This window comes from Streptococcus sp. 400_SSPC, from assembly GCF_001072745.1.
GTDB lineage: Bacteria > Bacillota > Bacilli > Lactobacillales > Streptococcaceae > Streptococcus > Streptococcus xiaochunlingii.
In genome coordinates this window covers 1-25,862 of record NZ_JVIQ01000005.1, presented here as the reverse complement: position 1 = coordinate 25,862, position 25,862 = coordinate 1, and the positions used below count along the sequence as shown (strand labels likewise).

Annotated in this window: 32 protein-coding genes and 1 riboswitch; of the genes, 27 read left to right on the top strand and 5 right to left on the bottom strand. The window is 42.3% G+C overall.

Annotated features, from left to right (window positions below; all coding sequences use genetic code 11):
* The first annotated feature begins 5 nt into the window (after positions 1–5).
* From ADH49_RS01240 to greA, 4 genes are all read left to right on the top strand, one after another.
* Complete coding sequence (locus ADH49_RS01240; RefSeq protein ID WP_048688336.1) at positions 6–434, top strand: GNAT family N-acetyltransferase; 429 nt, start codon at positions 6–8, stop codon at positions 432–434.
* Between the two features lie 12 nt (positions 435–446).
* Entirely contained in the window at positions 447–947 is a 501-nt protein-coding gene (locus ADH49_RS01235) for a GNAT family N-acetyltransferase (protein ID WP_048688333.1), read from the top strand.
* Positions 948–1,021: 74 nt separating this feature from the next.
* Positions 1,022–2,620 carry an endolytic transglycosylase MltG gene (mltG, locus tag ADH49_RS01230; protein WP_048688329.1) on the top strand — a complete coding sequence of 533 codons (1,599 nt, stop codon included), beginning with the start codon at positions 1,022–1,024 and terminating at the stop codon, positions 2,618–2,620.
* Positions 2,621–2,680: 60 nt separating this feature from the next.
* Positions 2,681–3,163 carry a transcription elongation factor GreA gene (gene greA / locus ADH49_RS01225; RefSeq protein WP_048688326.1) on the top strand — a complete coding sequence of 161 codons (483 nt, stop codon included), beginning with the start codon at positions 2,681–2,683 and terminating at the stop codon, positions 3,161–3,163.
* A gap of 76 nt (positions 3,164–3,239) precedes the next feature.
* On the opposite strand, the gene yidC is transcribed toward greA, so the two are convergent.
* Complete coding sequence (gene yidC / locus ADH49_RS01220) at positions 3,240–4,178, bottom strand: membrane protein insertase YidC (RefSeq protein WP_048688323.1); 939 nt, start codon at positions 4,176–4,178, stop codon at positions 3,240–3,242.
* Positions 4,179–4,256: 78 nt separating this feature from the next.
* Positions 4,257–4,535, bottom strand: a complete 279-nt coding sequence (locus ADH49_RS01215) for an acylphosphatase (RefSeq protein ID WP_023024118.1) — start codon at positions 4,533–4,535, stop codon at positions 4,257–4,259.
* Between the two features lie 73 nt (positions 4,536–4,608).
* Between ADH49_RS01215 and ADH49_RS01210 the strand changes: the two genes are divergently transcribed.
* The 14 genes from ADH49_RS01210 to yidD all read left to right on the top strand — a co-directional run bounded on the left by ADH49_RS01210 (position 4,609) and on the right by yidD (position 13,997).
* Positions 4,609–5,355: a TrmH family RNA methyltransferase gene (locus ADH49_RS01210; RefSeq protein WP_048688321.1), complete on the top strand. Its 747-nt coding sequence runs from the start codon at positions 4,609–4,611 to the stop codon at positions 5,353–5,355.
* A 30-nt stretch (positions 5,356–5,385) separates the two neighbouring features.
* A complete protein-coding gene (locus ADH49_RS01205) occupies positions 5,386–5,874 on the top strand; it encodes an HDIG domain-containing metalloprotein (RefSeq protein WP_048688318.1) in 489 nt (162 codons plus the stop codon).
* A 29-nt stretch (positions 5,875–5,903) separates the two neighbouring features.
* Positions 5,904–6,590, top strand: a complete 687-nt coding sequence (locus tag ADH49_RS01200; RefSeq protein ID WP_048688379.1) for a Bax inhibitor-1/YccA family protein — start codon at positions 5,904–5,906, stop codon at positions 6,588–6,590.
* An 82-nt stretch (positions 6,591–6,672) separates the two neighbouring features.
* Positions 6,673–7,923, top strand: coding sequence for a diaminopimelate decarboxylase (locus ADH49_RS01195; RefSeq protein ID WP_048688317.1), 1,251 nt, complete (start codon positions 6,673–6,675; stop codon positions 7,921–7,923).
* 56 nt (positions 7,924–7,979) lie between these two features.
* Entirely contained in the window at positions 7,980–8,222 is a 243-nt protein-coding gene (locus tag ADH49_RS01190; RefSeq protein WP_006595782.1) for a YneF family protein, read from the top strand.
* A gap of 79 nt (positions 8,223–8,301) precedes the next feature.
* The gene (racE, locus tag ADH49_RS01185) at positions 8,302–9,096 is read left to right on the top strand and encodes a glutamate racemase (protein WP_048688314.1); all 795 of its coding nucleotides are present in this window, start codon (positions 8,302–8,304) and stop codon (positions 9,094–9,096) included.
* Positions 9,093–10,061 (top strand): nucleoside-triphosphate diphosphatase, encoded by a 969-nt coding sequence (locus tag ADH49_RS01180; RefSeq protein ID WP_048688311.1) that lies wholly within the window; start codon positions 9,093–9,095, stop codon positions 10,059–10,061. Before racE ends, ADH49_RS01180 begins: the two co-directional genes overlap by 4 nt.
* Positions 10,046–10,567: a metallophosphoesterase gene (locus tag ADH49_RS01175; RefSeq protein ID WP_048688308.1), complete on the top strand. Its 522-nt coding sequence runs from the start codon at positions 10,046–10,048 to the stop codon at positions 10,565–10,567. Before ADH49_RS01180 ends, ADH49_RS01175 begins: the two co-directional genes overlap by 16 nt.
* Positions 10,564–11,025 carry a cyclic-di-AMP-binding protein CbpB gene (cbpB, locus tag ADH49_RS01170; RefSeq protein ID WP_048688305.1) on the top strand — a complete coding sequence of 154 codons (462 nt, stop codon included), beginning with the start codon at positions 10,564–10,566 and terminating at the stop codon, positions 11,023–11,025. Before ADH49_RS01175 ends, cbpB begins: the two co-directional genes overlap by 4 nt.
* The gene (xerD, locus tag ADH49_RS01165; RefSeq protein ID WP_048688302.1) at positions 11,022–11,753 is read left to right on the top strand and encodes a site-specific tyrosine recombinase XerD; all 732 of its coding nucleotides are present in this window, start codon (positions 11,022–11,024) and stop codon (positions 11,751–11,753) included. The genes cbpB and xerD overlap by 4 nt, the downstream gene beginning before the upstream one ends.
* Positions 11,753–12,463, top strand: a complete 711-nt coding sequence (locus tag ADH49_RS01160; protein WP_048688298.1) for a segregation/condensation protein A — start codon at positions 11,753–11,755, stop codon at positions 12,461–12,463. Before xerD ends, ADH49_RS01160 begins: the two co-directional genes overlap by 1 nt.
* A complete protein-coding gene (scpB, locus tag ADH49_RS01155; protein ID WP_023024095.1) occupies positions 12,456–13,025 on the top strand; it encodes an SMC-Scp complex subunit ScpB in 570 nt (189 codons plus the stop codon). The genes ADH49_RS01160 and scpB overlap by 8 nt, the downstream gene beginning before the upstream one ends.
* A complete protein-coding gene (locus ADH49_RS01150; RefSeq protein WP_023024093.1) occupies positions 13,015–13,743 on the top strand; it encodes a pseudouridine synthase in 729 nt (242 codons plus the stop codon). The genes scpB and ADH49_RS01150 overlap by 11 nt, the downstream gene beginning before the upstream one ends.
* Positions 13,743–13,997 (top strand): membrane protein insertion efficiency factor YidD, encoded by a 255-nt coding sequence (yidD, locus tag ADH49_RS01145; protein ID WP_048688293.1) that lies wholly within the window; start codon positions 13,743–13,745, stop codon positions 13,995–13,997. Before ADH49_RS01150 ends, yidD begins: the two co-directional genes overlap by 1 nt.
* A gap of 77 nt (positions 13,998–14,074) precedes the next feature.
* Here the strand turns inward: yidD and ADH49_RS01140 are convergent, their stop codons facing one another.
* Entirely contained in the window at positions 14,075–15,535 is a 1,461-nt protein-coding gene (locus tag ADH49_RS01140) for a TrkH family potassium uptake protein (RefSeq protein ID WP_048688288.1), read from the bottom strand.
* A 3-nt stretch (positions 15,536–15,538) separates the two neighbouring features.
* Positions 15,539–16,894, bottom strand: coding sequence for a Trk system potassium transporter TrkA (trkA, locus tag ADH49_RS01135; RefSeq protein ID WP_048688284.1), 1,356 nt, complete (start codon positions 16,892–16,894; stop codon positions 15,539–15,541).
* Between the two features lie 300 nt (positions 16,895–17,194).
* On the opposite strand from trkA, the gene ADH49_RS01130 reads away from it, so the two are divergent.
* The 8 genes from ADH49_RS01130 to ADH49_RS01095 all read left to right on the top strand — a co-directional run bounded on the left by ADH49_RS01130 (position 17,195) and on the right by ADH49_RS01095 (position 23,624).
* Positions 17,195–17,737: a tRNA (cytidine(34)-2'-O)-methyltransferase gene (locus ADH49_RS01130; RefSeq protein WP_048688281.1), complete on the top strand. Its 543-nt coding sequence runs from the start codon at positions 17,195–17,197 to the stop codon at positions 17,735–17,737.
* 85 nt (positions 17,738–17,822) lie between these two features.
* Positions 17,823–18,057, top strand: a riboswitch (FMN riboswitch).
* A gap of 216 nt (positions 18,058–18,273) precedes the next feature.
* Complete coding sequence (locus ADH49_RS01125; protein WP_048688279.1) at positions 18,274–18,831, top strand: ECF transporter S component; 558 nt, start codon at positions 18,274–18,276, stop codon at positions 18,829–18,831.
* The gene (locus tag ADH49_RS01120; protein ID WP_048688274.1) at positions 18,821–19,471 is read left to right on the top strand and encodes a phosphatase PAP2 family protein; all 651 of its coding nucleotides are present in this window, start codon (positions 18,821–18,823) and stop codon (positions 19,469–19,471) included. Before ADH49_RS01125 ends, ADH49_RS01120 begins: the two co-directional genes overlap by 11 nt.
* A gap of 3 nt (positions 19,472–19,474) precedes the next feature.
* The gene (locus ADH49_RS01115; RefSeq protein WP_048688271.1) at positions 19,475–19,786 is read left to right on the top strand and encodes an MGMT family protein; all 312 of its coding nucleotides are present in this window, start codon (positions 19,475–19,477) and stop codon (positions 19,784–19,786) included.
* 23 nt (positions 19,787–19,809) lie between these two features.
* Positions 19,810–20,742, top strand: a complete 933-nt coding sequence (locus ADH49_RS01110; RefSeq protein WP_048688267.1) for a TIGR01212 family radical SAM protein — start codon at positions 19,810–19,812, stop codon at positions 20,740–20,742.
* Positions 20,743–20,752: 10 nt separating this feature from the next.
* On the top strand, positions 20,753–21,310 hold the full coding sequence (locus tag ADH49_RS01105) for a class I SAM-dependent methyltransferase (RefSeq protein WP_048688264.1): 558 nt from the start codon (positions 20,753–20,755) through the stop codon (positions 21,308–21,310).
* A complete protein-coding gene (locus tag ADH49_RS01100) occupies positions 21,303–21,566 on the top strand; it encodes a hypothetical protein (protein ID WP_006595800.1) in 264 nt (87 codons plus the stop codon). Before ADH49_RS01105 ends, ADH49_RS01100 begins: the two co-directional genes overlap by 8 nt.
* A 3-nt stretch (positions 21,567–21,569) precedes the next feature.
* Entirely contained in the window at positions 21,570–23,624 is a 2,055-nt protein-coding gene (locus tag ADH49_RS01095) for a cation:proton antiporter (RefSeq protein WP_048688260.1), read from the top strand.
* A gap of 83 nt (positions 23,625–23,707) precedes the next feature.
* Here ADH49_RS01095 and ADH49_RS01090 read toward each other — a convergent pair whose 3' ends face one another.
* The gene (locus tag ADH49_RS01090) at positions 23,708–24,511 is read right to left on the bottom strand and encodes an ABC transporter ATP-binding protein (RefSeq protein WP_048688256.1); all 804 of its coding nucleotides are present in this window, start codon (positions 24,509–24,511) and stop codon (positions 23,708–23,710) included.
* A gap of 56 nt (positions 24,512–24,567) precedes the next feature.
* Between ADH49_RS01090 and ADH49_RS01085 the strand changes: the two genes are divergently transcribed.
* The gene (locus ADH49_RS01085) at positions 24,568–25,695 is read left to right on the top strand and encodes an AI-2E family transporter (RefSeq protein ID WP_048688254.1); all 1,128 of its coding nucleotides are present in this window, start codon (positions 24,568–24,570) and stop codon (positions 25,693–25,695) included.
* The last annotated feature ends 167 nt before the right edge of the window (positions 25,696–25,862 follow it).

The window sequence follows — 25,862 nt, the reverse complement described above, 5'->3', positions numbered from 1 at the left end:
ATACCATGCAACCAAGCGTTAGGATTCGGTTTGCTAAAGAAAATGATTGGGATGAGATCGAACAGATCACGTCCCAAAATTTTTCTTTTCAAAGAGCGAATCAGCAAGAACTGAATGGATTTAGAACCCTGGTCTTGGAATTTGAAGGGCAAGTGATTGGAAGTTGCCTGATTCAGATGGAGGAGCAGTTCGAAAATCCCTCTTTAAAATTATTGTGGTTGGAAATTCTTCCAGACTTTAGAAAACAAGGGTTTGGCACCTTGCTACTCGCCACACTCAAGTCTCTTGTAGCTCAAGAATCCTTGTTAGGGATTCATGTGACCTGCCAAGAGGAGTTGATTCCGTATTTTGAAATGAATGATTTTCAACTAGAGATAGGGGATAAGGAAGAAGGAGTGGAGGGCTATCACCTAATGTGGCACCTATCCCTATAGAAAGGAAGAAAAATGAACATTCGTCGTGCAACTATGAAGGATTTAGAAGCCATCGTTGCCATAGAACTGGAAAATTTTAGTCCAGAAGAGGCAATAGATAAGACGGTGCTTGCAAAACATATTGAAACGTTTAATAATAGCTTTTTAGTCGCTGACAAGGATGGCCAACTCCTAGGCTATTTAGAAGGACCAGTTACTCAAAAGCGATATGTTGATGACCGTTCTTTTACGTTGGACGTAAAGGACGAGTCCCATCTATTAAGAGGTTATATTACCCTTACGAGTCTTTCGATTTCTCCGTCTGCACAAGGCTTAGGGGTCGGGAAAGCCCTGCTTGAAGCCATGAAGAATCTTGCCTTAGAAGAAGGACGGGAAGGGGTTAGTTTGACCTGTCATGATTACTTGATTGAGTATTATGAAAGGAACGGCTTTGTAAACGAAGGACGCTCGGACTCTAACTATGCTGGAGAAGTTTGGTACGATTTAGTATGGGAGGTCCCATCAAGTAACTGATCAATAGGATTTGAGGCGCTCAAGCCTCGTTCCTATTGCTTTTCTATCCCTTTTAAGATATAATATTAAGGATTATGACAAGGGAGGTCAAGTATTTGACTGATAACCAACAAGAGAATGAAAAATTATTAAGCTTTAAAGAGCGAATTCTCCGTGATCTTGAAGAAGCCAATAAGCAGATTTTACAGGTTGAAAAAGAATATGACTTACCTGTTCAAGAAATCTCTATTCCAGAAAAAAAAGAAGGCGAGATGGAAGGAACGCTTCCAGAGCTTGTGTCAGAAGAGTCTGAGGTTCAGGAAACCGTAGAGATTCCAGTGGAAGTAGAAAGAGTAGAAGTGCCAGAGGTTACAGAGGTCCCTGCAATTCAGGAAGTAGCCGAAGAGAACCAAGAAGAAACCCTTCTACCAATCGAAGAGCCAACTCGAGAAGCAGAAAGTTCAAGTCAGCCTGTAGCTGTTTCGAGAAAAGAAAAACCGGTATCTAGTGTTTCGCGCAAGGATCGTGACCAACGCGTTCAGAAAAAGAAAAAACAGAATACTATTGCGAAGCGGATTGTCTTGACGGTTTTAGGAATTCTTTTAGTTTTAATAATTGCAACTGGAATTTTTGCAGTGACCTATGTTCAATCTAACTTAAATGCCATGGATGCCAAGGCTACAGAGTTTGTAACCGTTGAAATACCTGCTGGTTCTAGCAATCGTGAAATTGGAACTATTTTGGAGAAAAAAGGCTTGATTAAGAATGGTCAGTTCTTCAACTATTACACCAAGTTCAAGAATTATGGGAACTTCCAATCCGGTTATTTCAATCTACAAAAGAGTATGGATCTCGATACCATTATTCAAAAATTGCAAGAGCAAGGGACTAAAACCCCAGAACCACCAGTTTTAGGAAAAATTACGATTCCTGAGGGTTACACGATTGATCAAATCGCGAAAGTTGTCTCTGTGGATGCAAGCTCCAAATCTGGTGCCAAGACTCCATATACGCAAGAAGAATTCTTAAAAGTCATCCAAGATGATGCTTTTATTGAAAAGATGGTAGCCAAATATCCTAAGTTACTAGCAACCTTGCCGTCCAAAGAAAGTGGCGTACGCTACCGCTTGGAGGGATATCTCTTCCCAGCTACTTATGGCTATGGAAAAGATAGTAAAATGGAAGATCTTGTAGACCAGATGTTAGCTGCAATGGACCAAAATCTTTCAGCCTACTATGACACTATGGAAGCTAAAAATATTGATGTCAATGAGGCATTGACGCTGGCTTCTTTGATTGAAAAAGAAGGTGCTACAGATAAAGACCGCAAGGATATTGCAAGCGTCTTTTATAACCGTTTGAATCAAGATATGCCTCTTCAAAGTAATATTGCCATCTTGTACGCACAAGGCCAATTAGGCAAGAAGACGACACTAAAAGAAGACGCAACGATTGACACCAATATCGATTCACCTTATAATATCTACAAGAATACTGGTTTGATGCCTGGTCCTGTAGATAGTCCAGGGGTATCTGCAATTGAAGCAGCCGTTAACCCAAGCAAGACAGACTACCTCTACTTTGTAGCAAATGTAGAGACTGGGGAAGTCTATTTTGCAAAAACTTATGAGGAACACACTAAAAACGTGGAAGAACACGTGAATAGCAAATTAACAGAAAGCAGCTCAAACTAAGGAGGATGTGGCATGCCACACCTTTTTAGTTCGAAAAAATAATAGAAAAGAGAATGAAATATGGCAGAAAAAACCTATCCAATGACCCTAGCTGAAAAGCAAAAGTTAGAACTAGAATTAGAAGAATTGAAATTAGTTCGTCGTCCAGAAGTTGTAGAGCGGATTAAAATTGCTCGTTCTTACGGAGACCTTTCGGAAAACAGTGAATACGAAGCAGCTAAAGACGAACAGGCTTTTGTTGAAGGGCAAATCTCCAGCCTAGAAACAAAGATTCGTTATGCTGAAATTGTCGACAGCGATGCTGTCGCTGTTGATGAAGTAGCGATCGGAAAAACAGTTACCGTGCAAGAAATTGGCGAAGACGAAGAAGATGTTTACATTATTGTTGGTTCAGCTGGAGCGGATGCTTTTGCTGGTAAGATCTCAAATGAAAGTCCAATCGGTCATGCCTTAATTGGTAACAAAACAGGGGACACTGTGACGATTGAAACTCCAGCAGGAAGCTACCAAGTGAAAATCTTAAATGTTGAAAAAACAGAATAAAAAATGAGAGTGAGTCACTCTCATTTTTTTGTAGTAATGGAAAAGCCGAGATGATATCTCGGCCTTTTTGCTAGTGTTAGTTACGGTTGCGTTGTTTTCCAGCGTTTCGTTTTTTGTTTCCGTTAGTTGGAAGGGAACGTTTAGCGTTGGTTGGATTAGTAGGTGTGATATCTTTTTTTACACGACGTCCATTGGATGCTGGAGCTTTTGGAGGGTTGTTTTTATATTCCTCAGCAACTTGTTTGCGCAATCTTGGACGGATGAGGTAGTTGATGACAAATTGTTGAATAATCTGTACGAAACCACCGACTACCCAGTAGAGAGTGACACCAGCTGGTGCCATCAAAGAGAAGACTGCAATCATAATAGGGCTTACGAGAGCTGTTTTCTTCATAGTTTCTCTTTGGTTTTCATCTTCGATACCATGGAGAGAGAGCATACTTTGAATGTAGTAAAGAACAGCAACAACTAAGGTTAAAGCAAGACTTTTTGAACCGAGACCAATGCCAAGAAAAGAGTCCTTGCTAATACCAGGAGTGTATTGAGCTGCAAAATAAAGGGCAGAGAAGAAAGGCATTTGAATTAACAAAGGCAAACAGCCAATGCCGCCGAATGGGCTGACACCATTTGCTTTTTGAGCATCCATCAATTCAGAGTTGGCCAATAATTTCTCTTCTTGAGTCTCCGCATTTTTGATGCGTTCTTGGATCGGCGCAAAGATTGGTTTGAGGTAGTTCATCTTCTCAGACTGGTAGGTTGCTTTCCAAGATTGATAAATACCTAGAGGGAAGATGATGATTCGAACGATTACGGTTACTAAGATAATCCCCAGTCCAAAGCCAAGGCCAAGATCTGTCGCAAAGAAATTGATGGCTTCCCCCATCGGTTTTCCAATGAGGTTCCAGACGAAACCAGTTGGTTGTTTGGTTGTCTTGTCGATGCTGACACATCCTGTTAAGAGGAGGAGGGCAGACAAGCTGAGAGCAGCAAGTAGATAACGTTTATATTTTTTCACGAGTTATAATCCTTTAATTTTAAATAATACCTTTCTATTCTACTGTTTTTTTATCAAATTAACAATAGTTCTCTGGACTTAATTTGAAATTTTAAAATCTTTGTAGGGTTCGAAGTTTGCCAGATGGACGTCCAGATAAGAAACCTTTGAAAAAGGAGTAGGACCTTTTCGTATTTCTTGGATAAATTTGGCCATGAGGGCATTGTCTTCGCAGGCGGCAAGGATAGTGACCGTTCCATCATCATTGTTCCAGACCCGACCTGTAATGCCTCCAATTTCTAGTGCTAAGCTATAAACTCCCCAACGGAAGCCAACACCTTGAACTCGACCTTGGGCCGTCATTTCAACTTTTTGCATGCTTGTTCTCCTTGTGCTTGAATTCCTACTCAGGACGGAGAAGCTCCTCCTGTGAATGTGGTATAATAGTCTTATGAATATTATAACCTCTAAGTCCAATAATGGGATCAAAAAAGTTAAAAAACTTCATCAAAAAAAATACCGAATTGACTCCTACCTGATCGAAGGCTGGCATCTTTATGAAGAAGCTATCAATCATCAGGCTCCGATTGAACAAGTCTTTGTTCTGGAAGAGTTTGTAGATAAGATCAAAAAAGATACGAAGGTGACCGTCGTAAGTCCTGAGGTTTTAGCGGAAATTGCTGATTCCAAAAGCCCTCAAGGAATCGTGGCAGAAATTAAGATACAGCCAATCCAGCATCTTCAGCTGGCTCAAGGACGGTATTTATTGTTAGAGGATGTTCAAGATCCAGGAAATGTCGGAACCATGATTCGGACTGCTGACGCAGCAGGCTTTGACGGGGTGCTTCTAACCGATCAATCAGCAGATTTGTATAATATGAAAACCTTGCGCTCTATGCAGGGGAGTCATTTTCATCTTCCTGTTATCCGTCTGCCTAAAGAGCAACTCTTAACAGCCATTGAAGAAAGTCAGCTACCCATCTATGCGACCACCTTGTCTCAGGATTCTATTGACTATAAGCAAGTGGAGAAAGTCCCTGCTTTTGTACTGGTCATGGGGAATGAAGGACAAGGTATTAGTGACCAGATGGCTGAGAAGGCAGATCAGCTGGTTCATATCACCATGCCAGGTCAGGCAGAGAGTCTGAATGTCGCTGTTGCTGCAGGGATTTTGATCTTTTCTATGATTGAAGAATAGTGCGTTAGTCAGATAGAGGAGGTGAGACGCATGTATCGACAAGACAAAGAATATATGGCTGAAGTCGGACATTTGATCCAGCATCCCAAGCTTCAAAAATTAAAGGAAATTCCCCACCATATTCATTCCAACCGTTTGGAGCATTCCATTCACGTTAGCTACACCAGCTACCGCATTTCTAAGAAGATGGGCTGGGATACCAAAAGTACAGCAAGGGGAGCTCTCTTACACGATCTTTTTTACTACGATTGGCGGCAGGTCAAATTTAACAAGAGCCATGCCTGGGTACATCCTCGGATAGCTGTCCGAAATGCCAAAAAGATAACAAGCCTCAATAAAAAAGAAGAGGACATCATCCTCAAACATATGTGGGGCTTGACGCTTGCTCCACCTCGCTACAAAGAATCTTTCCTCGTGACCATGGTCGATAAATACTGGGCGTTCAAAGAAGCCTCAGAACCAATAAGAAAAAAGTGGTCAAAGAGGAGACTTTTCCATCGAAAAATGTTAAAATCATAATAATTTAAGTTTGAAAGGAATGATTGATGATGAATCAACAAACCGTTATCCACGAACAAAGTGGTCTTAATAGCTTTTATAGCAAAATTTATTCTTTAGTCGGAGTTGGAGTTGGAGTTTCTGCTGTCGTCTCAGCATTGATGATGACCATTTTCCAAGAAACCTTCATGTATATTCTAACTCAGGCTCCTATGGTCTACTATATTGCCATTGCTGTTGAATTGATTTTGGTCCTGGTCGCTTCTAGACAATCTGTGAAAAACAATCCCATGGCCTTGCCTCTCTTTTTAACTTATTCAGCTCTGAATGGCTTTACCTTGAGTTTTATCATTGCACGCTATGCTCAAGCGACAGTTTATAAAGCCTTCGTCGTTAGTGCCTTGATGTTCTTCATCATGTCAGCCATTGGTCGTGTGACCAAAAAAGACTTGTCTGGAATGGGACGAGCATTTATGGGAGCCTTGATTGGTATTATCATTGCTTCAATTGCGAACATCTTCTTACAAAGCTCTGGTATGGATTATGTCCTTAGCATTCTTTGTGTTATCATCTTTGCAGGTTTGACTGCTTGGGATAACCAAAAGATTCGTTATGTCTATGAACAATCCAATGGTCAGCCAACCAATGGATGGGTTGTTGCTTTGGCTTTAGAACTCTATCTTGATTTCATCAACTTGTTCATCAATATCTTACGTATTTTTGGACGCAACGATTAATAGAAAGAGCCGGGGAACCGGCTTTTTTTGTTGGAAAACTTGTGATATACTAAAGAAAATTGATAGAAAAGAGAATCTTCACATGAAACGTCCATTTATTAGCAGAGAAAAATTAAAACAAATTATGGGAACCTATCCAACTCCCTTTCACCTATATGATGAAGCTGGGATCCGGCAGACAGCTCGTGCTCTCCATCAAGCCTTTTCTTGGAATCCAGGCTTTAAGGAGTATTTTGCTATCAAAGCGACCCCTAATCCAGCCATCCTAAAAATCCTCAAAGAGGAAGGCTGTGGCGTGGACTGTGCCAGTTATGTAGAATTGCTGATGGCACAAAAATTAGGGTTTACAGGCCAAGAAATTATGTTTTCTTCCAACAATACACCGGCTGAAGAGATGGTCTTTGCCCGTCAGCTAGGAGCGACTATCAACTTGGATGCTTACGAAGATGTAGCCTTTCTACAATCTGTTGCGACACTACCGGAGGTCATCTCTTGCCGCTATAATCCAGGAGGGGTGTTTGAACTGGGAACGGATATCATGGACCATCCTGAAGAGGCTAAGTTCGGCATGACCAAGGAGCAATTAATCCAAGCATTTACGGAGTTGAAAGATTTAGGAGTCAAACGATTTGGGATCCATGCCCTCTTAGCTTCGAATACCGTCTCCAATGATTACTATCCAGAATTGGCTAAGCAATTATTCCAGTTGGCAGTAGAAGTGGTTGAAAAGACAGGGGTTACCTTGGACTTTGTCAATCTCTCTGGTGGGGTTGGAGTGAACTACAAACCAGAAGACCAACCAAATGATATTGCCGTGATTGGGGAGGGTGTTCGTAAGGCTTACGAGGACATTTTAGTTCCAGCAGGCTTGGATCAAGTGAAAATCTATACAGAATTAGGCCGCTTTATGCTAGCACCACATGGCCTATTGATCACCCATGTCACCCATAAGAAACAGACTTATCGGACCTATCTAGGAGTAGATGCTTCGGCTGTCAACCTCCTCCGTCCCGCTATGTACGGGGCCTACCACCATATTACTAATCTCGATCGTCCAGATGGAGAGACAGAAGTAGTAGATATTGTTGGTAGTTTGTGTGAAAATAATGACAAGTTTGCCAAGAACCGGGAATTTCCTGTTTCTGAGATTGGGGATCTTTTGGTCATCCATGATACGGGAGCGCATGGTTATTCCATGGGCTATCAGTACAATGCCAAGCTCCGCTCTGCGGAGATTTTATTAGAAGAATCGGGCCAAACTCGTCTCATTCGACGGGCCGAAAAACCAGAGGATTACTTTGCAACATTGTATGGCTTTGACTTTGAAAAATAGGGCCTTTTTGGTATAATAGAAAATGTGTAAATATTGAATTTAGGAGAAAAACACTTATGTCTACATTTTTGACAATTTTATTGATTATCCTTGCTTTCTTTGGTGGAATGTTGGCTGGTATGTACCTACTTCGCAAGCAGTTTGAAAAAGAATTTGCATCAAACCCACGTTTGAATGTTGAAGCGGTTCGTACATTATTGGGAGCTAGTGGTCAACGTCCAAGTGAAGCGAAGGTGCAACAAGTTTACCGTCAAATTCTGAATCAACAAAAAGCATCTTTGAATACGAAGAAGAAATAAAAGCAAAACAGATGACACAATAAAATAAGTAGGGGGACTTTAAGATTTTTCTTGGTCCCTTGTTTTGAAAGGAAGGCAGATGGACAATCGACCAATTGGTTTTTTGGATTCGGGTGTCGGAGGGTTAACCGTTGTTCGCGAATTGATGCGGCAACTTCCCCATGAAGAGGTGGTCTATATTGGTGATTCCGCTAGAGCACCTTATGGCCCGAGACCAGCAGATCAAATTCGTGACTATACTTGGGAGATGGTTCGTTTTCTCCTAACGAAAAATGTGAAGATGATTGTTTTGGCCTGTAATACGGCGACAGCTGTTGTATGGGAAGAGGTGAAAGAAACCTTGGATATCCCTGTTTTAGGAGTGATTTTGCCAGGAGCTTCCGCAGCGATCAAGGCGACAAAAAGCAAACGAATTGGAGTCATTGGGACCCCAATGACGGTCGCCTCAGATATTTATCGGAAAAAAATTCAAAGCCTGTCACCAGAAATGGCAGTAGAGAGTTTAGCATGTCCGAAATTTGTCCCTCTGGTTGAATCCAACGAGTTGCAGTCCAGTGTTACAAAAAAAGTTGTCTATGAAACATTGAAACCTTTGGCTGGAAAAGTGGATACACTGGTATTGGGATGTACCCATTATCCTCTCCTTCGCCCCATTATTCAAAATGTCATGGGACCAGAGGTTCAATTAATTGATAGCGGTGCTGAGTGTGTCCGGGATATCTCGGTCTTGCTCAACTACTTTGAGATTAATCGCAGTCGTCAACTGGAGGACTGCCACCATCAGTTTTATACAACGGCCAATGCAGCCAGTTTTGCAGCGATTGCCAAGACTTGGTTGCATCAAGTTGTTCATGTGGAGCATGTAGAATTATGAACCAAAAGATATATGAATACAAAGATGCCTTAAATTGGTTTCTAGCTGAATGGGGAGATCGGAGTGACTATAACGAATATAGTGAAGTCTCTTCAGAAGCTTCTGAGCTTGTTGACTTAGTAGAATCACTAGTTGGAGACACAGACTTGGGCTTTCCCCTAAATGTAACGGTTGTTCGTTACGCCTCTAGTTTGCAGTTTTTGACCTTCCTCTTTCAAATCGTTGAGGAAACACTAGGTCGCAAAATTGAAATCGTGCAGCGTCAAGGAGCTCTTCTCATTGTAGAAGGAGAGCAATTGCTCTCTGTTTATCTACCAAAAAATGGTCTTCCACTTGCAGATTTTTTGGGCCAGGAAGGTCTTAAGGATCGCTTGCTAATCGCTACTCGGAATGAAGGAAAAACCAAAGAGTTTCGTCAGATCTTTGAACAAATGGGTTTTGAAGTCGAGAATCTCAATGACTATCCAGATCTTCCAGAAGTCGCTGAAACAGGAATGACTTTCGAAGAAAATGCTCGCCTAAAAGCTGAGACAATTTCACAGCTAACAGGGAAAATGGTGTTGGCAGATGATTCAGGACTCATGGTCGATATCCTTGGGGGCTTACCAGGTGTCTGGTCTGCTCGCTTTGCAGGTGTGGGAGCGACCGACTTAGAGAACAATGCCAAGCTCTTACATGAGTTGGCGATGGTCTTTGAATTGAAGGATCGGTCAGCAAAATTTCATACAACCTTAGTGGTTGCCAGTCCTGGTAAGGAGAGCCTTGTTGTGGAGGCAGATTGGCCAGGATATATCAATTTTGAACCAAAAGGTGAGAACGGGTTTGGCTATGATCCCCTCTTTTTAGTAGGAGAAACAGGTAAGACATCTGCTCAACTAACTCTAGAGGAGAAAAATCAACAATCGCATCGTGCTTTAGCCGTGAAGAAATTAGTGGAGGTATTCCCAGCATGGCAGAACAAGTAATTATCGTCATGAGCGATTCTCATGGAGATCGTCAGATCGTAGAAGAGATCAAAAACCACTATAAAGGAAAGGTCGATGCCATTTTTCACAACGGGGATTCTGAGTTAGAAAGTACCGACCCTGTATGGGAAGGCATTCATGTTGTCAAAGGGAACATGGACTTTTATGGGGAGTACCCTGAACGTCTGGTGACGCAATTGGGTCCTACTCGGATTATTCAAACCCATGGTCATCTTTTCCAAATTAATTTTAGTTTTCAAAAGTTAGATTTGTGGGCCCAGGAAGAAGATGCAGATATCTGCCTCTATGGCCATCTGCATATTCCGGATGCTTGGAAGGAAGGGCGTACCCTTTTTCTGAACCCTGGGTCAGTCAGTTTACCGAGGGGGCCCATTCAAGAGTGCCTCTATGCTAAAGTGGAAATTGATGCAGATTCCTATCGAGTTGAATTTTTAAATCGGAAACATGAGGTCTATGAACCTCTTACAAAGGAGTTTGATCGATGATCGCCAAGGAATTTGAGGAGTTTATTCTCCGAGAAGAAAAGACTTTTTTGACTCCAGCGCGCAATTTGGCTGTCTTGATTGATACGCATAATGTGGATCATGCCATCTTGGTGCTGAGTCAAATTAGCTACACTCGCGTTCCTGTTGTGACCGATCAAATGAAATACGTAGGGACGATTTCTTTAACAGATATTCTTTCTTACCAAATGAAACATGATTATTCTGATGAAGTCTTTTCATCCATGGACATCGTTCATATGACAAAAACGGATGGGGAGAGCCTTGGAAAAGACTATACTGTGACGGAAGTCTTGCATAAATTGGTAGAGGAATCCTTTCTACCGGTTGTTTCAGAGGATGGAGTCTTTGAAGGAATCATCACTCGAAAATCCATTTTAAAAGCCATCAACTCCCTCATGCACAATTTCTCACACGAATATGAGATGAGGAAAAAATGAAAGAATACATAGCTAGTTTTATCAAAGAAAAAGACTTAAGTGAAAATTCACAGACGGCTTATTCTTATGATTTGGATCAGTTCGTGGATACTGTTCATAACCATGTCTCAGATACCAATCTTCGAATTTATCAAGCTTCGATTAAAGATTTTAAACCAGCTGTTCAAAAACGGAAGCTTTCAGCCGTCAACCAATTTTTGTTTTATCTTTATCAACATCAAGTTATTGAGGATTACCATCGCTTAGTTCTTCCAAAAGTCTCTGTGCCGAAAAGCCACGATCAAGAACTATTGGACTTATCCCTCTTGTGGGAAGGGTCAGAGCTATCCCAAGGTCGCTTGATTGCTCTATTGATTGTCGAGATGGGCTTGTTGCCTAGTGAAATTCTTCAGTTGAAAATCGTTGATATCGAGCTCGATTTTCAGGTTTTACGCGTAGGAAAAGAAGGACAAAAACGGGTCTTGCGTATTCCGGATGCTCTTCTAGGAGAGTTGACGGATTTGATGACGGGGACTTATTTATTTGATAACAAGGGCAAGGCCTACTCGCGTCAGTGGGGCTTCCGTCAATTAGAGTCCTTCCTATTGGAAAAAGGGTTTGAGAATCTTTCGGCACAATCCTTACGGGAACAATACATTTTAAAACAAAGAGAACAGGGGATGGATCTGTTTAGCATCGCCCGCGAGCTCGGTTTAAAAACTCTTGTTACCTTAGAAAAGTATAAGTAATGGATATTAAAATAAAGGATTTTGAAGGTCCCTTGGATCTTCTCTTACACCTCGTTTCAAAATACCAAATGGATATTTATGAGGTTCCTCTGATTGAGGTGATCGAGCAGTACTTGGCCTATCTAACGACCCTTCAAGCCATGCGGCTTGAGGTTGCTGGTGAATACATGCTGATGGCCAGTCAGTTGACCTTAATTAAGAGTCGGCGTCTCCTTCCAAAAATTGCGGAGCAAGCAACGGATGAAGAAGATTTGGAGCAGGATCTCCTATCTCAAATCGAAGAGTACCGGAAGTTTAAACTATTGGGTGAAAAGATGGCCCTTCAACACGAGGAGAGAGCCCAGTACTTTTCAAAACCCAAAACGGAATTAGTCTATGATGATGCTGAATTGGTCCATGACAAGACCACGATAGATCTTTTCTTGGCCTTTTCAAAATTGCTAACGAAAAAGAAGGAAGAATTTCGACAAAATCATACGACCATTGTTCGAGACGAGTATAAAATTGAAGACTTGATGAATGTTGTTCGTCAGTTGTGTCAACCTGGTAAGAGAATCTTGCTACAAGATATTTTTGAGGAAGCCAAGGATGTGAATGAACTAATTACAGTCTTTTTGGCGACATTGGAATTAATTAAAGTACAAGAAGTTGAGGCTCTTCAGGAAGAACCATTTGGAGATATTATTTTAGTAGGATTAAAGAATGAGTAAAATTGCAGAGATGGAGGCCCTCTTGTTTGTTGCAGGAGAAGATGGTTTGACGGTGAGACAGATTGCCGATCTCTTATCCCTTCCTCCCACAGGGGTGATTCAAAGTTTAGAAAAATTGGCCCAGAAATATGAGCAGGATCAAGATTCTAGTATGGCCTTATTAGAGACAGCGTCAACCTATAAATTAGTGACCAAGTCCCAATATGCAGAGCTGTTACGTGAGTATTCAAAGTCACCAATGAATCAAAGCCTCTCTCGTGCCGCCTTGGAAACTCTCTCCATCATTGCCTATAAACAGCCGATTACTCGGATTGAAGTCGATGATATTCGAGGGGTGAACTCTAGTGGGGCTATTTCAAAATTACTTTCTTTTGAGTTGATTCGAGAAGATGGGAAGAAAGAAGTCATTGGGAGACCCAATCTCTATGTGACGACAGATTACTTTTTGGATTACATGGGGATAAACCATCTAGACGAGCTACCAATTGTTGAAGAGACTGAGTTAATCGGTCAAGAAAGCCAATTATTTACAGAAAGAACTGAGGAAATTGATGAGAATTAACAAATATATTGCTCATGCTGGTGTCGCAAGCCGCCGCAAAGCAGAGGAATTGATTAAGCAAGGCCTTGTCACTGTAAATGGCCAAGTGGTCCGTGAATTGGCGACGACGATCAAGTCTGGAGACAAGGTAGAAGTAGAAGGTCAACCAATATACAACGAGGAGAAGGTATACTACCTCTTAAATAAACCAAGAGGGGTCATCTCCAGTGTATCAGACGATAAAGGGAGACCAACTGTTATTGATTTGTTACCGCAAGTCAAGGAACGGATTTATCCTGTCGGTCGTTTGGACTGGGATACTTCTGGTGTCCTGATTTTGACCAATGATGGTGATTTTACGGATGAAATGATCCACCCGCGTAATGAGATTGATAAGGTTTATGTTGCGCGCGTGAAGGGATTGGCGAACAAAGAAAACTTGCGTCCCTTGACTCGTGGTGTGACCATCGATGGCAAAAAGACCAAGCCAGCAACCTATGAGATTCTTAAAGTTGACCCAGAAAAGAATCGCTCAGTTGTCCAATTGACCATCCATGAAGGACGCAATCACCAAGTCAAAAAGATGTTTGAAGCCGTTGGCCTCTTGGTGGATAAATTGTCCCGGACCCAATTTGGAAATCTAGACGTTTCTGGACTTCGTCCTGGTGAATACCGCCGTCTCAATAAAAAAGAAATTAGCCAATTGCATACCCTTGCAGTGACAAAGACGAAAAAATAATGAAGAAATGTGCGATTGGCCTTGTTCGTCTCTATCAACGCCTTCTTTCTCCCCTCTTTCCACCTTCCTGTCGCTATAGTCCTACCTGTTCCAACTATATGATCCAGGCAATTGAACGGCATGGTTTAAAAGGGATTCTGATGGGGCTTGCCCGGATTCTTCGTTGCCATCCCTGGAGCAAGACTGGAGTAGATCCAGTTCCAGATCATTTCAGTCTGAGAAGCCACCTAGAAGAAGAGAAAAGCGAAAATTAAGTTAGAGCAAACTTCTATAAGAAGTCATACTCAGAGCAAAGAAAAAAGTTTTGGAAATTCTCCAAAACTTTTTGTTTTTAGCGATCTGACCAGGTGCGAGGCATAAAGAGTAGTAACATCGGGTAGATCTCTAACCGTCCTGCAATCATGGCAATTGATAGTAAGAATTTAGAGATGGGGCTAAAGATAGCGAAGGTATCCGTTGTCCCAATCATCGGTCCGATATTGTTAAAGCAACTAAAGACTGCACTGACAACCGTCATAAAATTGTTGCTGTCAAAGCTGACAACCGCAATGAGGGCGATCGTAATCAAGGTATAGACTACGAAATATTTTAAGATTTTGTGCTGGGTGTCCTTATCCAAGGCAGTGCCATTCACATGTAGGGTCATCACCCGGTTGGGTGAGAGAGTCGAACGAATTTGATTCTTCCCGATCCGAGCTAGAATTAAGCAGCGAATCACTTTTAGTCCACCGGCCGTTGATCCTGCGGATCCACCAACCACCATGAGCATGAGAAGGAGGAACTGAGAAAAGAGCGGCCAATCAACAGTATTGCCAAAACCAAATCCAGTCGTGGTAATGACATTGGAGACTTGGAAAAAGGACATTTCAAAACTATCTGCAAAATTATGATAGAGATGGAAAATGTTGCAGGCAATCAGAAGGGAAGAAACCCCGACAATCATCAGGTAGGTGCGAAGTTCTTCATCACCGAAGAAGGCTTTGAACTTGCGAAGCATGATGTAGTAATAAAGGTTAAAATTGACCCCAAAGACCAAGACTCCAAAGCTGACCAAATAGGTGATGAGGGTCGAATGGTAGTGAGCAATCCCGTCATTGAAGACGGTGAACCCACCAGTACCAGCAGTCCCCATAGCAATGATAAAGCTATCATAAAGAGGCATGCCAGCACAGAAGTAGATCACGACGAAGAGGAAGAAGAGGGCCAAATAGAGGTAATAAAGGATTTGAGCTGTGTTCTTCAATTTGGATACAATTTTACCAAATACGGGACCAGGCACTTCTGCTTTCATCACTTCGAGGTGGCTGTTCTTGTTATTGTCCATAATAGCTAGGGCAAAGACCAGCACCCCCATCCCTCCGATTAAGTGAGTGAAACTACGCCAGAAAAGAAGGGAAGGACTGAGGACGGAGACGTCATTTAAAATGGTTGCCCCTGTAGTCGTAAAACCAGAGCTAACTTCGAAAAATGCATCAATGATGTTTGGGATTTGTCCTGAAAAGACAAAAGGAAGAGCACCAAAGAAGGACCAGAGGATCCAACACAAAGCCACAATCAGAACGCCTTCCTTGGCATAGATGTGAAAATCTTTGGGTTTGAAAAAGGAACCAATCCCTCCCAATACAAGGAGGATGGCAATGGTTGCAAATAGGGAGATAAAGACAGTCGGGCTATCCTTGACAACAAAATCGTTCTTTAGATTGAGAAGTGCAACCACAATCGGCACACAGAGCAACATGGCTTCAATCAAAAGGAGTTTTGCTAAAAGGTAGCGAATCATACTTTTGTTCATGGCTTACCCCTCTAACAAATCATAGATTTTAGTGATGTTGCTGATTAGGGTAGTAACGATAATGCGATCCCCTATCAAAAGATGGTCATCCCCAGTTGGGAAAATAGCTTTCCCGTTTCGAATAATGGCTGCGATGAGAACACCTTTTTTCAATTTCAGTTGTGCCAAAGGTTTGCCCGTCATTTTGTTTTCTTCGCGAATCTGGAATTGAAGGGTCTCGATTTGACCGTTGGCGACGTGGTGCAAGGCTTCAAGATTTGAATAGCGGGCATTATAGCGACCACGAATGAAGTGCATGATGGTATCCACCGCAATTCCTTTGGGTGTCACAATACTTGAAAAATCTTGCCGATCAATAATTTCCAGTAGGCTGGTTCGGTTGACCTTGGTAATATTCTTTTGAACACCTACACTATTTAGGAACATAGAAGCGATAATGTTTTCTTCATCGACCCCTGTTAGAGTCGCCACAGCATCAAAGTTACCGGCGCGCTCTTCCATTAGAATATCTTTTGATGTCCCATCTCCCTGGATAACATATAGATCAGGGAATTCTTGACTAAACCATTCTGCCCGTTTTTGATCGATTTCAATGACTTTTAAGTCGATCTTCCGTTTGCTATTTTCCAAAATATTTAGGAGATAGTAGGAAATCTTGCCAGCTCCGATCAGAAGCAGGCTTTTAACAACTTGCGGTCGAATGCTATTGTGGAAGTCTACGATCTCCACTCGATTTCCAGTCATAAAAATCTTATCAAAGGCTTGTAAAGTGAAGTCGCCATCTGGAATCGTTAACTGACCTTGCCGTTCGATAGCACAGATAATGATGTTTCCGTATTTCTTTCTGAATTGAGAAAGAGTCATCTGGCAGAGCGGGCTTTCCTCCTTGATTTTGAACTCCATGAAGGCCACTCGCCCACCAGCGAAGTGCTCAACAGATAAGGCATTTGGGAAGTCAATGCTATTAGCAATGTAGCGGGCAGCAAGAAGCTCAGGATTGACAACTAGAGAGAAGCCGAGAATATTTTTCTCTTTAAAATAGGAATTTGAGTATTCCGGATTGCGGACCCGGACAATGGTTTCTTTGGCTCCCATTTTTTTGGCTAAGACGGCAGATACCATATTGACTTCGTCTTGCTCTGTTAGGGCGACAAAGATGTCACAGTCGGCTACATCTGCTTGTTCGAGAATCTTAAAGTTGGCACCATTTCCAACAATACCAATGATATCGTAGCGTTTGGTAATATGATTAACGACGGCTTCATCTTGTTCAATCAAGATGACATCGTGATTTTCTGCGACGAGGGAACGACAGAGCGCTGTTCCGACTTTACCGCCTCCAACTACAATAATTTTCATGAATATTTCCTCCAAAGTATGATTCTATCTTACTCTATTTTCAAAAAAAAATCACCTCTTAATGGTGGAAATAGGGCATAAAGAGCCAGATTCTCTAAACTACATGAAAGAGAATGTAAAAAAGTGAAATTTTTTTGTCGAAATAGTTGACAGGAGGCATGAAAGTGGTATACTGATACAGTAACCTCATTGATTTACCTCAAACCTGTTGTGAGTTAAGTTAATGAAGTCGTAACCACGCTGTTTGCTGAGCTTGACTCCGGGCAGTGTGGCTATTTTTTTGCCAGAAATGAGATCGTGATGAATATTGAAGAATTAGCTTATACAGAAACCAAATCGAAAAACCATGTAGTTCTCTATCAACCTCAAATTCCCCAAAACACAGGGAACATCGCTCGTACTTGTGCAGCTACCAATGCCCCCCTTCACATCATTCGGCCCATGGCTTTTCCTATCGATGATCGGAAGATGAAACGTGCGGGACTGGATTATTGGGATAAGTTAGATGTTCGCTTTTACGACAGCTTGGATGAATTTATGGAGGCTGCAGCTGGAGGAAAGGTCCACCTGGTTTCAAAATTTGCTGACCAGACCTATTCAGATGTAGATTACAATGATGATGCAGAACATTATTTCATTTTTGGTCGTGAGGACAAAGGCTTACCGGAGGATTTTATGCGGCTTCATGCTGAAAAGGCGATTCGGATTCCGATGAATGATGAGCATGTTCGAAGCTTGAATGTCTCCAATACAGTTTGTATGATTGTCTACGAAGCCCTCAGACAACAGGAGTTTGCAGGCTTAGAGCTGGTCCATCAGTATGAGGGAGATAAGTTGAAGTAGGAAGAGGCTCTTTGCAAAAGGAGTTTCGTTGTAACTTTTGATATTACAAAACACTTGCAATAGCAGGTGTTTTTTGTTATGATTAAGGAGTCTTCAGGGCAGGGTGTAATTCCCGACCGGCGGTGACTTTTACTAGGAAACGTTCTTTTCCTTTTCTACTTTGTTGCCAAGCTTTGCCTAACTAGAAGTTATGCCTAGAGCTTGTCGCCTCGTCTAAAAGAAAAATATCCATTTCCATACTCTAAAAGAAGTCCGCGAGCGCAAGCTGATGTGGTGTGATTCCACAACCGACAGTATAGTCTGGATGGGAGAAGACGAGAGAGGAACAAACCTGTTCTTTTTGACGATGGACTTGATGGAAATTTTGTTGATTTTATAAGAAATCAGTCTTTGTGCTTTTTTCTTGTAGCATCAGGGCTTTTTTAATCAAGTACCAAGGAACTGTTTAAGTTTTCTTTAAAACGATTGAAATAGAATAAGGTTAAGGGAATCTTTCCAACTTCTTCTAATTTTAGTAAAAATTGGAGGAACCTGTGATGACAAATACTCGTAAACTGACCCTAGTGGCTGTTTTATCTGCACTTTCTTTTCTATTGATGTTTTATCAACTATCAATAGGGATTGATTTTTTAAAGGTTGACTTTAGTACGATCCCAATCTTACTCGCCTTAGTTCTATTAGATTTGAAGAGCTCAGTTGTGGTGGTTTTGATTCGATCTGTTCTCAAGTTGGTTTTGAATGGTCGAGGAGCTGAGACCTTGGTTGGCTTACCGATTAATATCATTGGTGTCTTAGTCTTTGTCTTAGCATTTGCAGTCATTTGGAATAAGAAGAAAAGCCAGGTTCGGTTTGTAATTGCTAGTCTAGTTGGGACCATTGGTTTAACCATTTCCATGCTGCTGGTCAATTACTATTATGCCATCCCTCTCTATGCCAAATTTGTTGGTTTTGACATCGCAAAGATGGTCGGAGTTGAAAAGTATCTTCTCAGTATGGTTGTTCCCTTTAATCTAATAGAAGGACTGATTTGGGCTGTAACCTTCTGGATGGTATATACCGTCGTACAGCCCCTACTTAAAATCTATGAAAAATAAACAATCTCATTTTTTAAAGGGCTCTTTTGCCCTTTTGTTATTTATGATTCTGGGCTATGTAGTCAAATTTTATCCGGAAAATTTAGTCGGAATCGATCAACCGATTCAATCGGCTATTCGCGGGGATTTACCAGCCTATTTGACAGCCTTCTTTACCCGTGTAACAGTGCTGATGAACACACCCGTTGTTGCATCCTGGGTTGGCGTCATTGTCCTCTTCTTTGTCTGGAAGAAATGGTATACGGAGGCCCTCCTCCTCACCGGGAGTTTGGTTACAACTGGATTACTCGTGGTAATCCTGAAACACATCTATTTACGCCCACGACCAGCACTTCAACATTTGGTCCAAGAAGGGGGCTATTCTTTTCCAAGTGGCCACTCCTTGGCAGCCACCCTGGTCTTCGGTAGTTTGATCATTGTGGTAGGGCAACGGATGACCTCTCAAGTTGGGAAAGTCCTAGCTCAGCTTGCCCTCTTCCTTTGTATGGCGACCATCGTTGTATCTCGTGTCTATGTTGGGGTTCATTACCCGACAGACGTCACAGGAAGTATGCTTTTGGGATTTGGTCTTTTGCAAATGGTCTTTCCTTATTACGACCGTTTGCGTTTTGAATGGCGCTTTAAGAGTAAGCAGAAGTAAAGCATGAACGATTTATTTGAAGAAAAGGTCCTAAAAGTCGTTGCTCAGATTCCCCTGGGATGTGTGGCCACCTATGGTCAAATTGCCCAACTCATTGGCTATCCTCGCCATGCTCGCCAGGTCGGCAAGGTCTTGGCCACTTCTACTAAAGCTGTGACCTATCCCTGTCATCGGGTCGTGACCTCTACTGGTCGCCTGGCTCCTGATTGGGAAGAGCAAGGCACGCTTCTCTGGGCAGAAGGGGTGGAATGCAAATCCAACGGTTGTGTGGATCTTAAGAAATACAAATGGAAAGCAGAGGAGACTCAACTTTGAGTTCACTCTGCTTTTTTGCTATAATGAGGGGTATGAAATCCTATACGACCTTAAATGATTATTACCGAACCTTATTTGGAGAAAAGACCTTTAAAGTCCCAATCGATGCGGGCTTTGACTGTCCCAATCGTGATGGAACTGTTGCTCGTGGGGGCTGTACTTTTTGTACAGTTTCTGGCTCTGGGGACGCCATCGTAGCACCAGACGCCCCTATTCGGGATCAGTTTTACAAAGAAATTGATTTTATGCACCGCAAATGGCCCGATGTCAAAAAGTATTTGGTCTATTTTCAAAATTTCACTAATACGCATGAATCCGTCGATGTCATTCGGGAGCGCTATGAGCAAGCCATCAATGAACCGGGTGTCGTAGGGATTAACATCGGGACACGACCAGACTGCTTGCCGGATGAAACGTTGGCCTATCTAGCAGAATTGACAGAGCGCATGCATGTGACTATTGAGCTGGGTTTGCAGACGACCTATGAAACGACATCTGAATTGATCAACCGAGCCCATAGCTATGAACTCTATGTGGAAACGGTGAAGCGGATTCGCCAACAGGTCCCTAAGGCAGAGATTGTTTCACACTTAATCAACGGTCTTCCTGGGGAGACGCATGAGATGATGGTGGAGAATGTCCGCCGTTGTGTAACAGACAACGATATCCAGGGCATTAAATTGCATCTGCTCCATCTCATGACCAATACCCGGATGCAACGAGACTACCATGAAGGGCGATTGCAATTGATGAGTCAGGAAGAATACGTGTCGGTCATCTGTGACCAACTAGAGATCATTCCCAAGGAGATCGTCATCCACCGGATTACAGGAGATGCTCCACGCGAAATGTTGATAGGACCGATGTGGAGTCTCAATAAGTGGGAAGTACTGAATGCCATTGAAGCTGAGATGCGTCGTCGTGGAAGTGTTCAAGGCTGTAAAGTAGGAAAATAGGAGGAGTAGCATGTTGCGACCATTAGAGATGGCCCATGATTTTCTTAGGGAGATCATTACAGATCAAGATACTGTGGTTGATGCGACCATGGGAAATGGGCATGATACCCTTTTCTTGGCGAAATTAGCCAAAGAAGTCTATGCATTTGATATTCAAGAACAGGCCTTGGTCCATACGCAAAAGCGCTTGGAAGAAGCAGGACTTTCCAATGCCCATCTTCTTTTAAAGGGGCATGAAGAAGTAGATCACTATGTAAACCAGGTCAAGGCGGCTATCTTCAACTTAGGCTATCTTCCTTCAGCAGACAAGTCGATTATTACCCAGCCTAAAACAACGATTCAAGCCATTGATAAACTCTGTCACCGCTTGATCAAGGGAGGGCGAATAGCCATTATGATCTATTATGGTCATGAGGGTGGGGACCTAGAAAAAGATGCTGTCTTGGAGTTTGTCTCCCAACTTCCTCAACAAGAATTTACGGTCACTACTTACCGGACCCTGAACCAGATCAACCATCCCCCATTTTTGGTCATGATCGAAAAATTAGAAAGTTACCGTCATGGATAAAGAATTTTTAAAAAATAAAATTGATGCTCTTCGCCACGATTTTGTGGAGTCCACCTCTCATGAACGTGCCGTTGGTTTTTTAGATGAAGCACGGATGAGCAAAAAGATGATCAAAATCAAGAAGAAGCTGGTTTCTCTTGAAATGGAACGTTGCCAGAAGAAAATTGAGCACAAGGATCTGACAAAGATTGATCAAAAGATCCAAGAACAAAAGCAACTCTTTGAGGACTGTTGTAACCAACGATCAGGAGGATAAGGGATGGAGATTCTTGTATACGCCATTGTCTTTTCCTTGATCCTGATTGTCTCCAATGCGACCAATAAGTTGATTCCGACTTTACCCCTCCCTTTGATCCAGATATTATTGGGGATTGGGATTGGCTTTCTCTTACCCAATTCGGAGTACCACTTAGATACCGAGCTATTTTTGGCCTTGGTTATTGGACCATTGCTCTTTCGAGAAGCAGAAGAAGCAGACATTACCTCGATTCTGAAGCACTGGCGCATTATCGCCTTTTTAATCTTCCCGGTTATTTTTATTTCGACCCTTAGCTTGGGGTGGTTGGCCCATCTCTTGTGGTTAGGAATTCCACTAGCAGCCTGTATGGCAGTAGGGGCAGCGCTCGGGCCGACTGATTTGGTGGCTTTTGCCTCCCTTTCGGAACGCTTTACCTTTCCAAAACGAATCTCCAATATTCTAAAAGGAGAGGGCTTGCTCAACGATGCTTCAGGCTTGGTGGCCTTTCGTGTGGCCCTAGCTGCATGGACCACTGGAGTCTTTTCCTTGGGCCAAGCTAGTTGGGACTTGGTCATCTCTATTTTAGGAGGGTTTGCGGTCGGGATTGTGACAGCTGCTGTCAACCGTGGGCTTCAAAAATTACTGCTCAGTGTTCGGGCAACGGATATTGCCAGTGAACTCATTTTAGAATTGAGTCTCCCCTTACTGACCTTCTTTATCGCAGAAGAGATCCATGTATCAGGGATTATTGCGGTTGTCGTGGCTGGGATCCTAAAGGCTAGTCGTTTTAAGAAAATTACCCTACTAGAAGCCAAGGTGGATACGGTCACGCATACGGTATGGAATACAGTCAATTTTGTCCTCAATGGGTCTGTCTTTGTCCTCTTGGGGATGGAGCTGGAGATGATTTCTGAGCCAATTTTGAGGACTCCCTTTTACAACAATCTGCTCTTGATTGTGACTGTTCTCTTATTGACGGGGCTCTTGTTCCTGATTCGCTTTTTGATGGTGTATGGATTTTACTGGTATAGGGGTTTCCGATTGAAAAAATCCATTGATAAGTATCTAAAAGATGCCCTCTTGTTGACCTTTTCAGGGGTCAAAGGAACAGTGTCCATCGCGACCATTCTCTTGATACCGACGCATCTAGAAGCAGAATATCCAGTTCTCTTGTTTTTAGTAGCAGGGGTCACCTTGTGTAGTTTCTTAATCGGACTTCTCGTCCTACCAAAACTATCCGAGGACAAAGAGGAATCCAATGATCATTTGATGCATATTGCTATCTTGAATGATGTCGTCATGCTATTGGAGAAAGACTTGACGGTGACCAAGCAGAAGGGACCTCTCTATGCTGCGATTGATAATTATCATGGGCGGATAGAAAATATGATTCTCAGTCAGGAGGATAAAGCGACCCAAAGAGACTGGGAACAACTAAAACTCCTTATACTCAGTATTGAGAATGATGGTTTGGAACAGGCTTATGAAGAAGGAAAGATTCGAGATAGAAGTTACCATGTCTATCAACGTTATCTTCGGGCCATGGAGCAGAAGGTCAACCGCAATCTATCATCGCGCCTGACCTATTATTTCTTGGTGCTCTTCCGCCTGCTCCGCCTGCTGTTGCACGAGCTTGTGACCTTTGGTTCCGGTATTCGGGCATGGAAAAACGGAGAGAATTACAAGCTTGAAGCCATCGACTATGACCAGATTGCTGCCTTGTATCTGGCCAATACGGAAATCATTATCGAGAGTTTGGAAAACCTAAAAGGGATTTATCGGAGTACCTTGATTTCCTTCCTTCAAGAATCTCGTCTGCGAGAAACATCGTTGATTACCAGTGGTGCTTTTGTAGAGCGGGTTATCAATCGCATCAAGCCTAATAATATTGACGAGATGCTAAGAGGCTATTACTTAGAAAGAAAATTGATTTTCGAATATGAGGAGCAGCACTTGATTTCGGCCAAGTATGCGCGTCGCATGCGCCAAAATGTCAACGAATTGGAAAACTATTCCTTAAGAGAAAGTGCCAATACTCTTCCTTATGACATGATCAATTATGCTCGGAATCGGTAAAAGTGAGTTTCCGCCTTAATAAAAGAAAAGAGATTGGCGACGCTTGTCCCAATCTCTTTGTTTTGTATCTTAGTAGGTTCTTTTTAATGCTCTGGCTGGATATAATAGCGTTCTTCCCCGATTGGAATCAGCTGGACCTTTCCTCCATAGAAAGCTGATAGCGTTTCTTGAGTGAGAATTTCCTCCTTAGGCCCTTGGGCAAAACTTTGTCCCTCCTTGAGGAGAAGGACATGGCTAAAGGACTTGGTGATTTCCTCTGCATGGTGGGTGACAAAGAGAATGGTCGGCGCCTTTTCCATCTGCTTGATCTGTTGGATCAGCTGAAAGATCGCTTCCCGAGCAAATAAGTCAAGCCCACTGGAGGCTTCGTCAAAGATGAGAAGATCGGGTTCTTCCATGAGACTTCGGGCAATAAGAATCGTCTGTTTTTCCCCTTGAGAGAGGGTCCGGTATTTTCGCCCAATCAAAGAAGCAGCACCGATGCGACGCAGCATGGATCGTGCTTCCTCGAGTTCTTTTTCTCCATAAGCTGTATAGAGAATGCTACTCTTGTATTTCCCTGTGAGGACGATTTCTTCTGGGGATAGAGATTCAGGGATGCGCTCAGAAATAAAGGAACTGACCACCCCGATTCGCTTGCGGAGCTCCGGAATGCCCCCTTGTCCAAATTGTGTTCCAAGGACAGAAACCTCCCCTTCCGTTTTCCAATATTCCGCCATTAGGAGACGGAGTAGGGTCGATTTGCCAGCACCATTCAGTCCAAGGATGGCCCAGGTTTCCTCCTTATTGACGGTCCAATTCAAACGGGAAAGGAGATTTTTTTCTTCTTTTCTGAGAGTGACGTCTTTCAGTTCAATTAAGCTTTCTTTCATCTTTTTAACCTTCATAAAAATATTCTCTATTTTACCATAAATATGATAAAATAGCAGATAGGAGGAAAGGGATGTTTCATAAAAGTAAATTATTTTTCTGGACGTGTGAAGTCCTATTATTAACGATTATATTCTATATTTGGGGAAGTATGGGAAGTCTGATCTCTCCCTTTGTATCCGTTCTGAATACCATTATTCTTCCATTTTTGATTGCTGGTTTCTTGTACTATATCACCAATCCAATCGTAGAGTTTTTGGAAAAGAAATTTCATCTGAATCGAATTTGGGGCATTCTATTAACTCTGGTAACCCTTTTTGGATTGATTATTTATGGGATTGTTTATATCCTGCCTATTTTGATCAACCAGTTGACAAGCTTGATTAATTCAACCCAAGGTTTGTATTGGGAAGTGCAAAGTTTTGTGACGAAGTTATCGAAAAATCCGGCCTTTCAGAGTATCAATATTCAATCAACCATTCAGCAGTTAAACCTGTCTTATGTGGATATTCTACAAAATATCTTAAACAGTGTGACCAATAGTTTAGGTAGTGTGGTGTCAACGATTGTCAATACACTCTTCATTTTGGTGATGACACCGATATTCTTGGTATACTTCTTGATTGATGGGAAAAAACTGCTACCGATGTTAGAGCGGACTATCCTAAAAAATGACCGGCGTAATATTACCTCTCTCTTAGTGAGTCTCAACCAAACAGTTTCTCGCTATATTAGTGGGATTTCTATCGATGCTTTAATCATCGGGACTTTAGCCTTTATTGGCTACAGTTTTATCGGTTTGAAGTATGCCTTGGTCTTTGCCATTTTCTCAGCCTTGGCCAACCTCATTCCCTATATTGGACCGACGATTGGCTTGATTCCTATGGTGGTTACCTATGCCTTCACGGATTTCAATATGATGATCAAAGCGGTTATCTTCATGCTCATCGTCCAACAGATTGACGGAAATATCCTCTACCCTCGGATTGTGGGAGGAGTGATGAAGGTGCATCCCATTACCATCATGGTCCTCTTGCTCTTATCCAGTAACATCTATGGTGTGATTGGGATGGTTGTGGCGATTCCGGTTTATTCGATCGGTAAAGAGATCGTGAAATTCCTCGCGGCCTTGTATGAAAATCATAAAAAGACAAAGGAACAGCGCAAGCAAGAAGAGTTTGGAATCATCAATAAATCCTAACAGAATAAATTAGAAGGGAATGGGTGACCATTCCTTTCAAATTGAAGATAAAGTCTTCTAAAAAAACTTTCCTTAGGTGAGTAGGGACGTCAGCGAACTTCGTCGAAGTTCCATGACTAATTATTGAGCCTAAGGTCTCAATAATTCCGAGTGCCTGAAACATAATT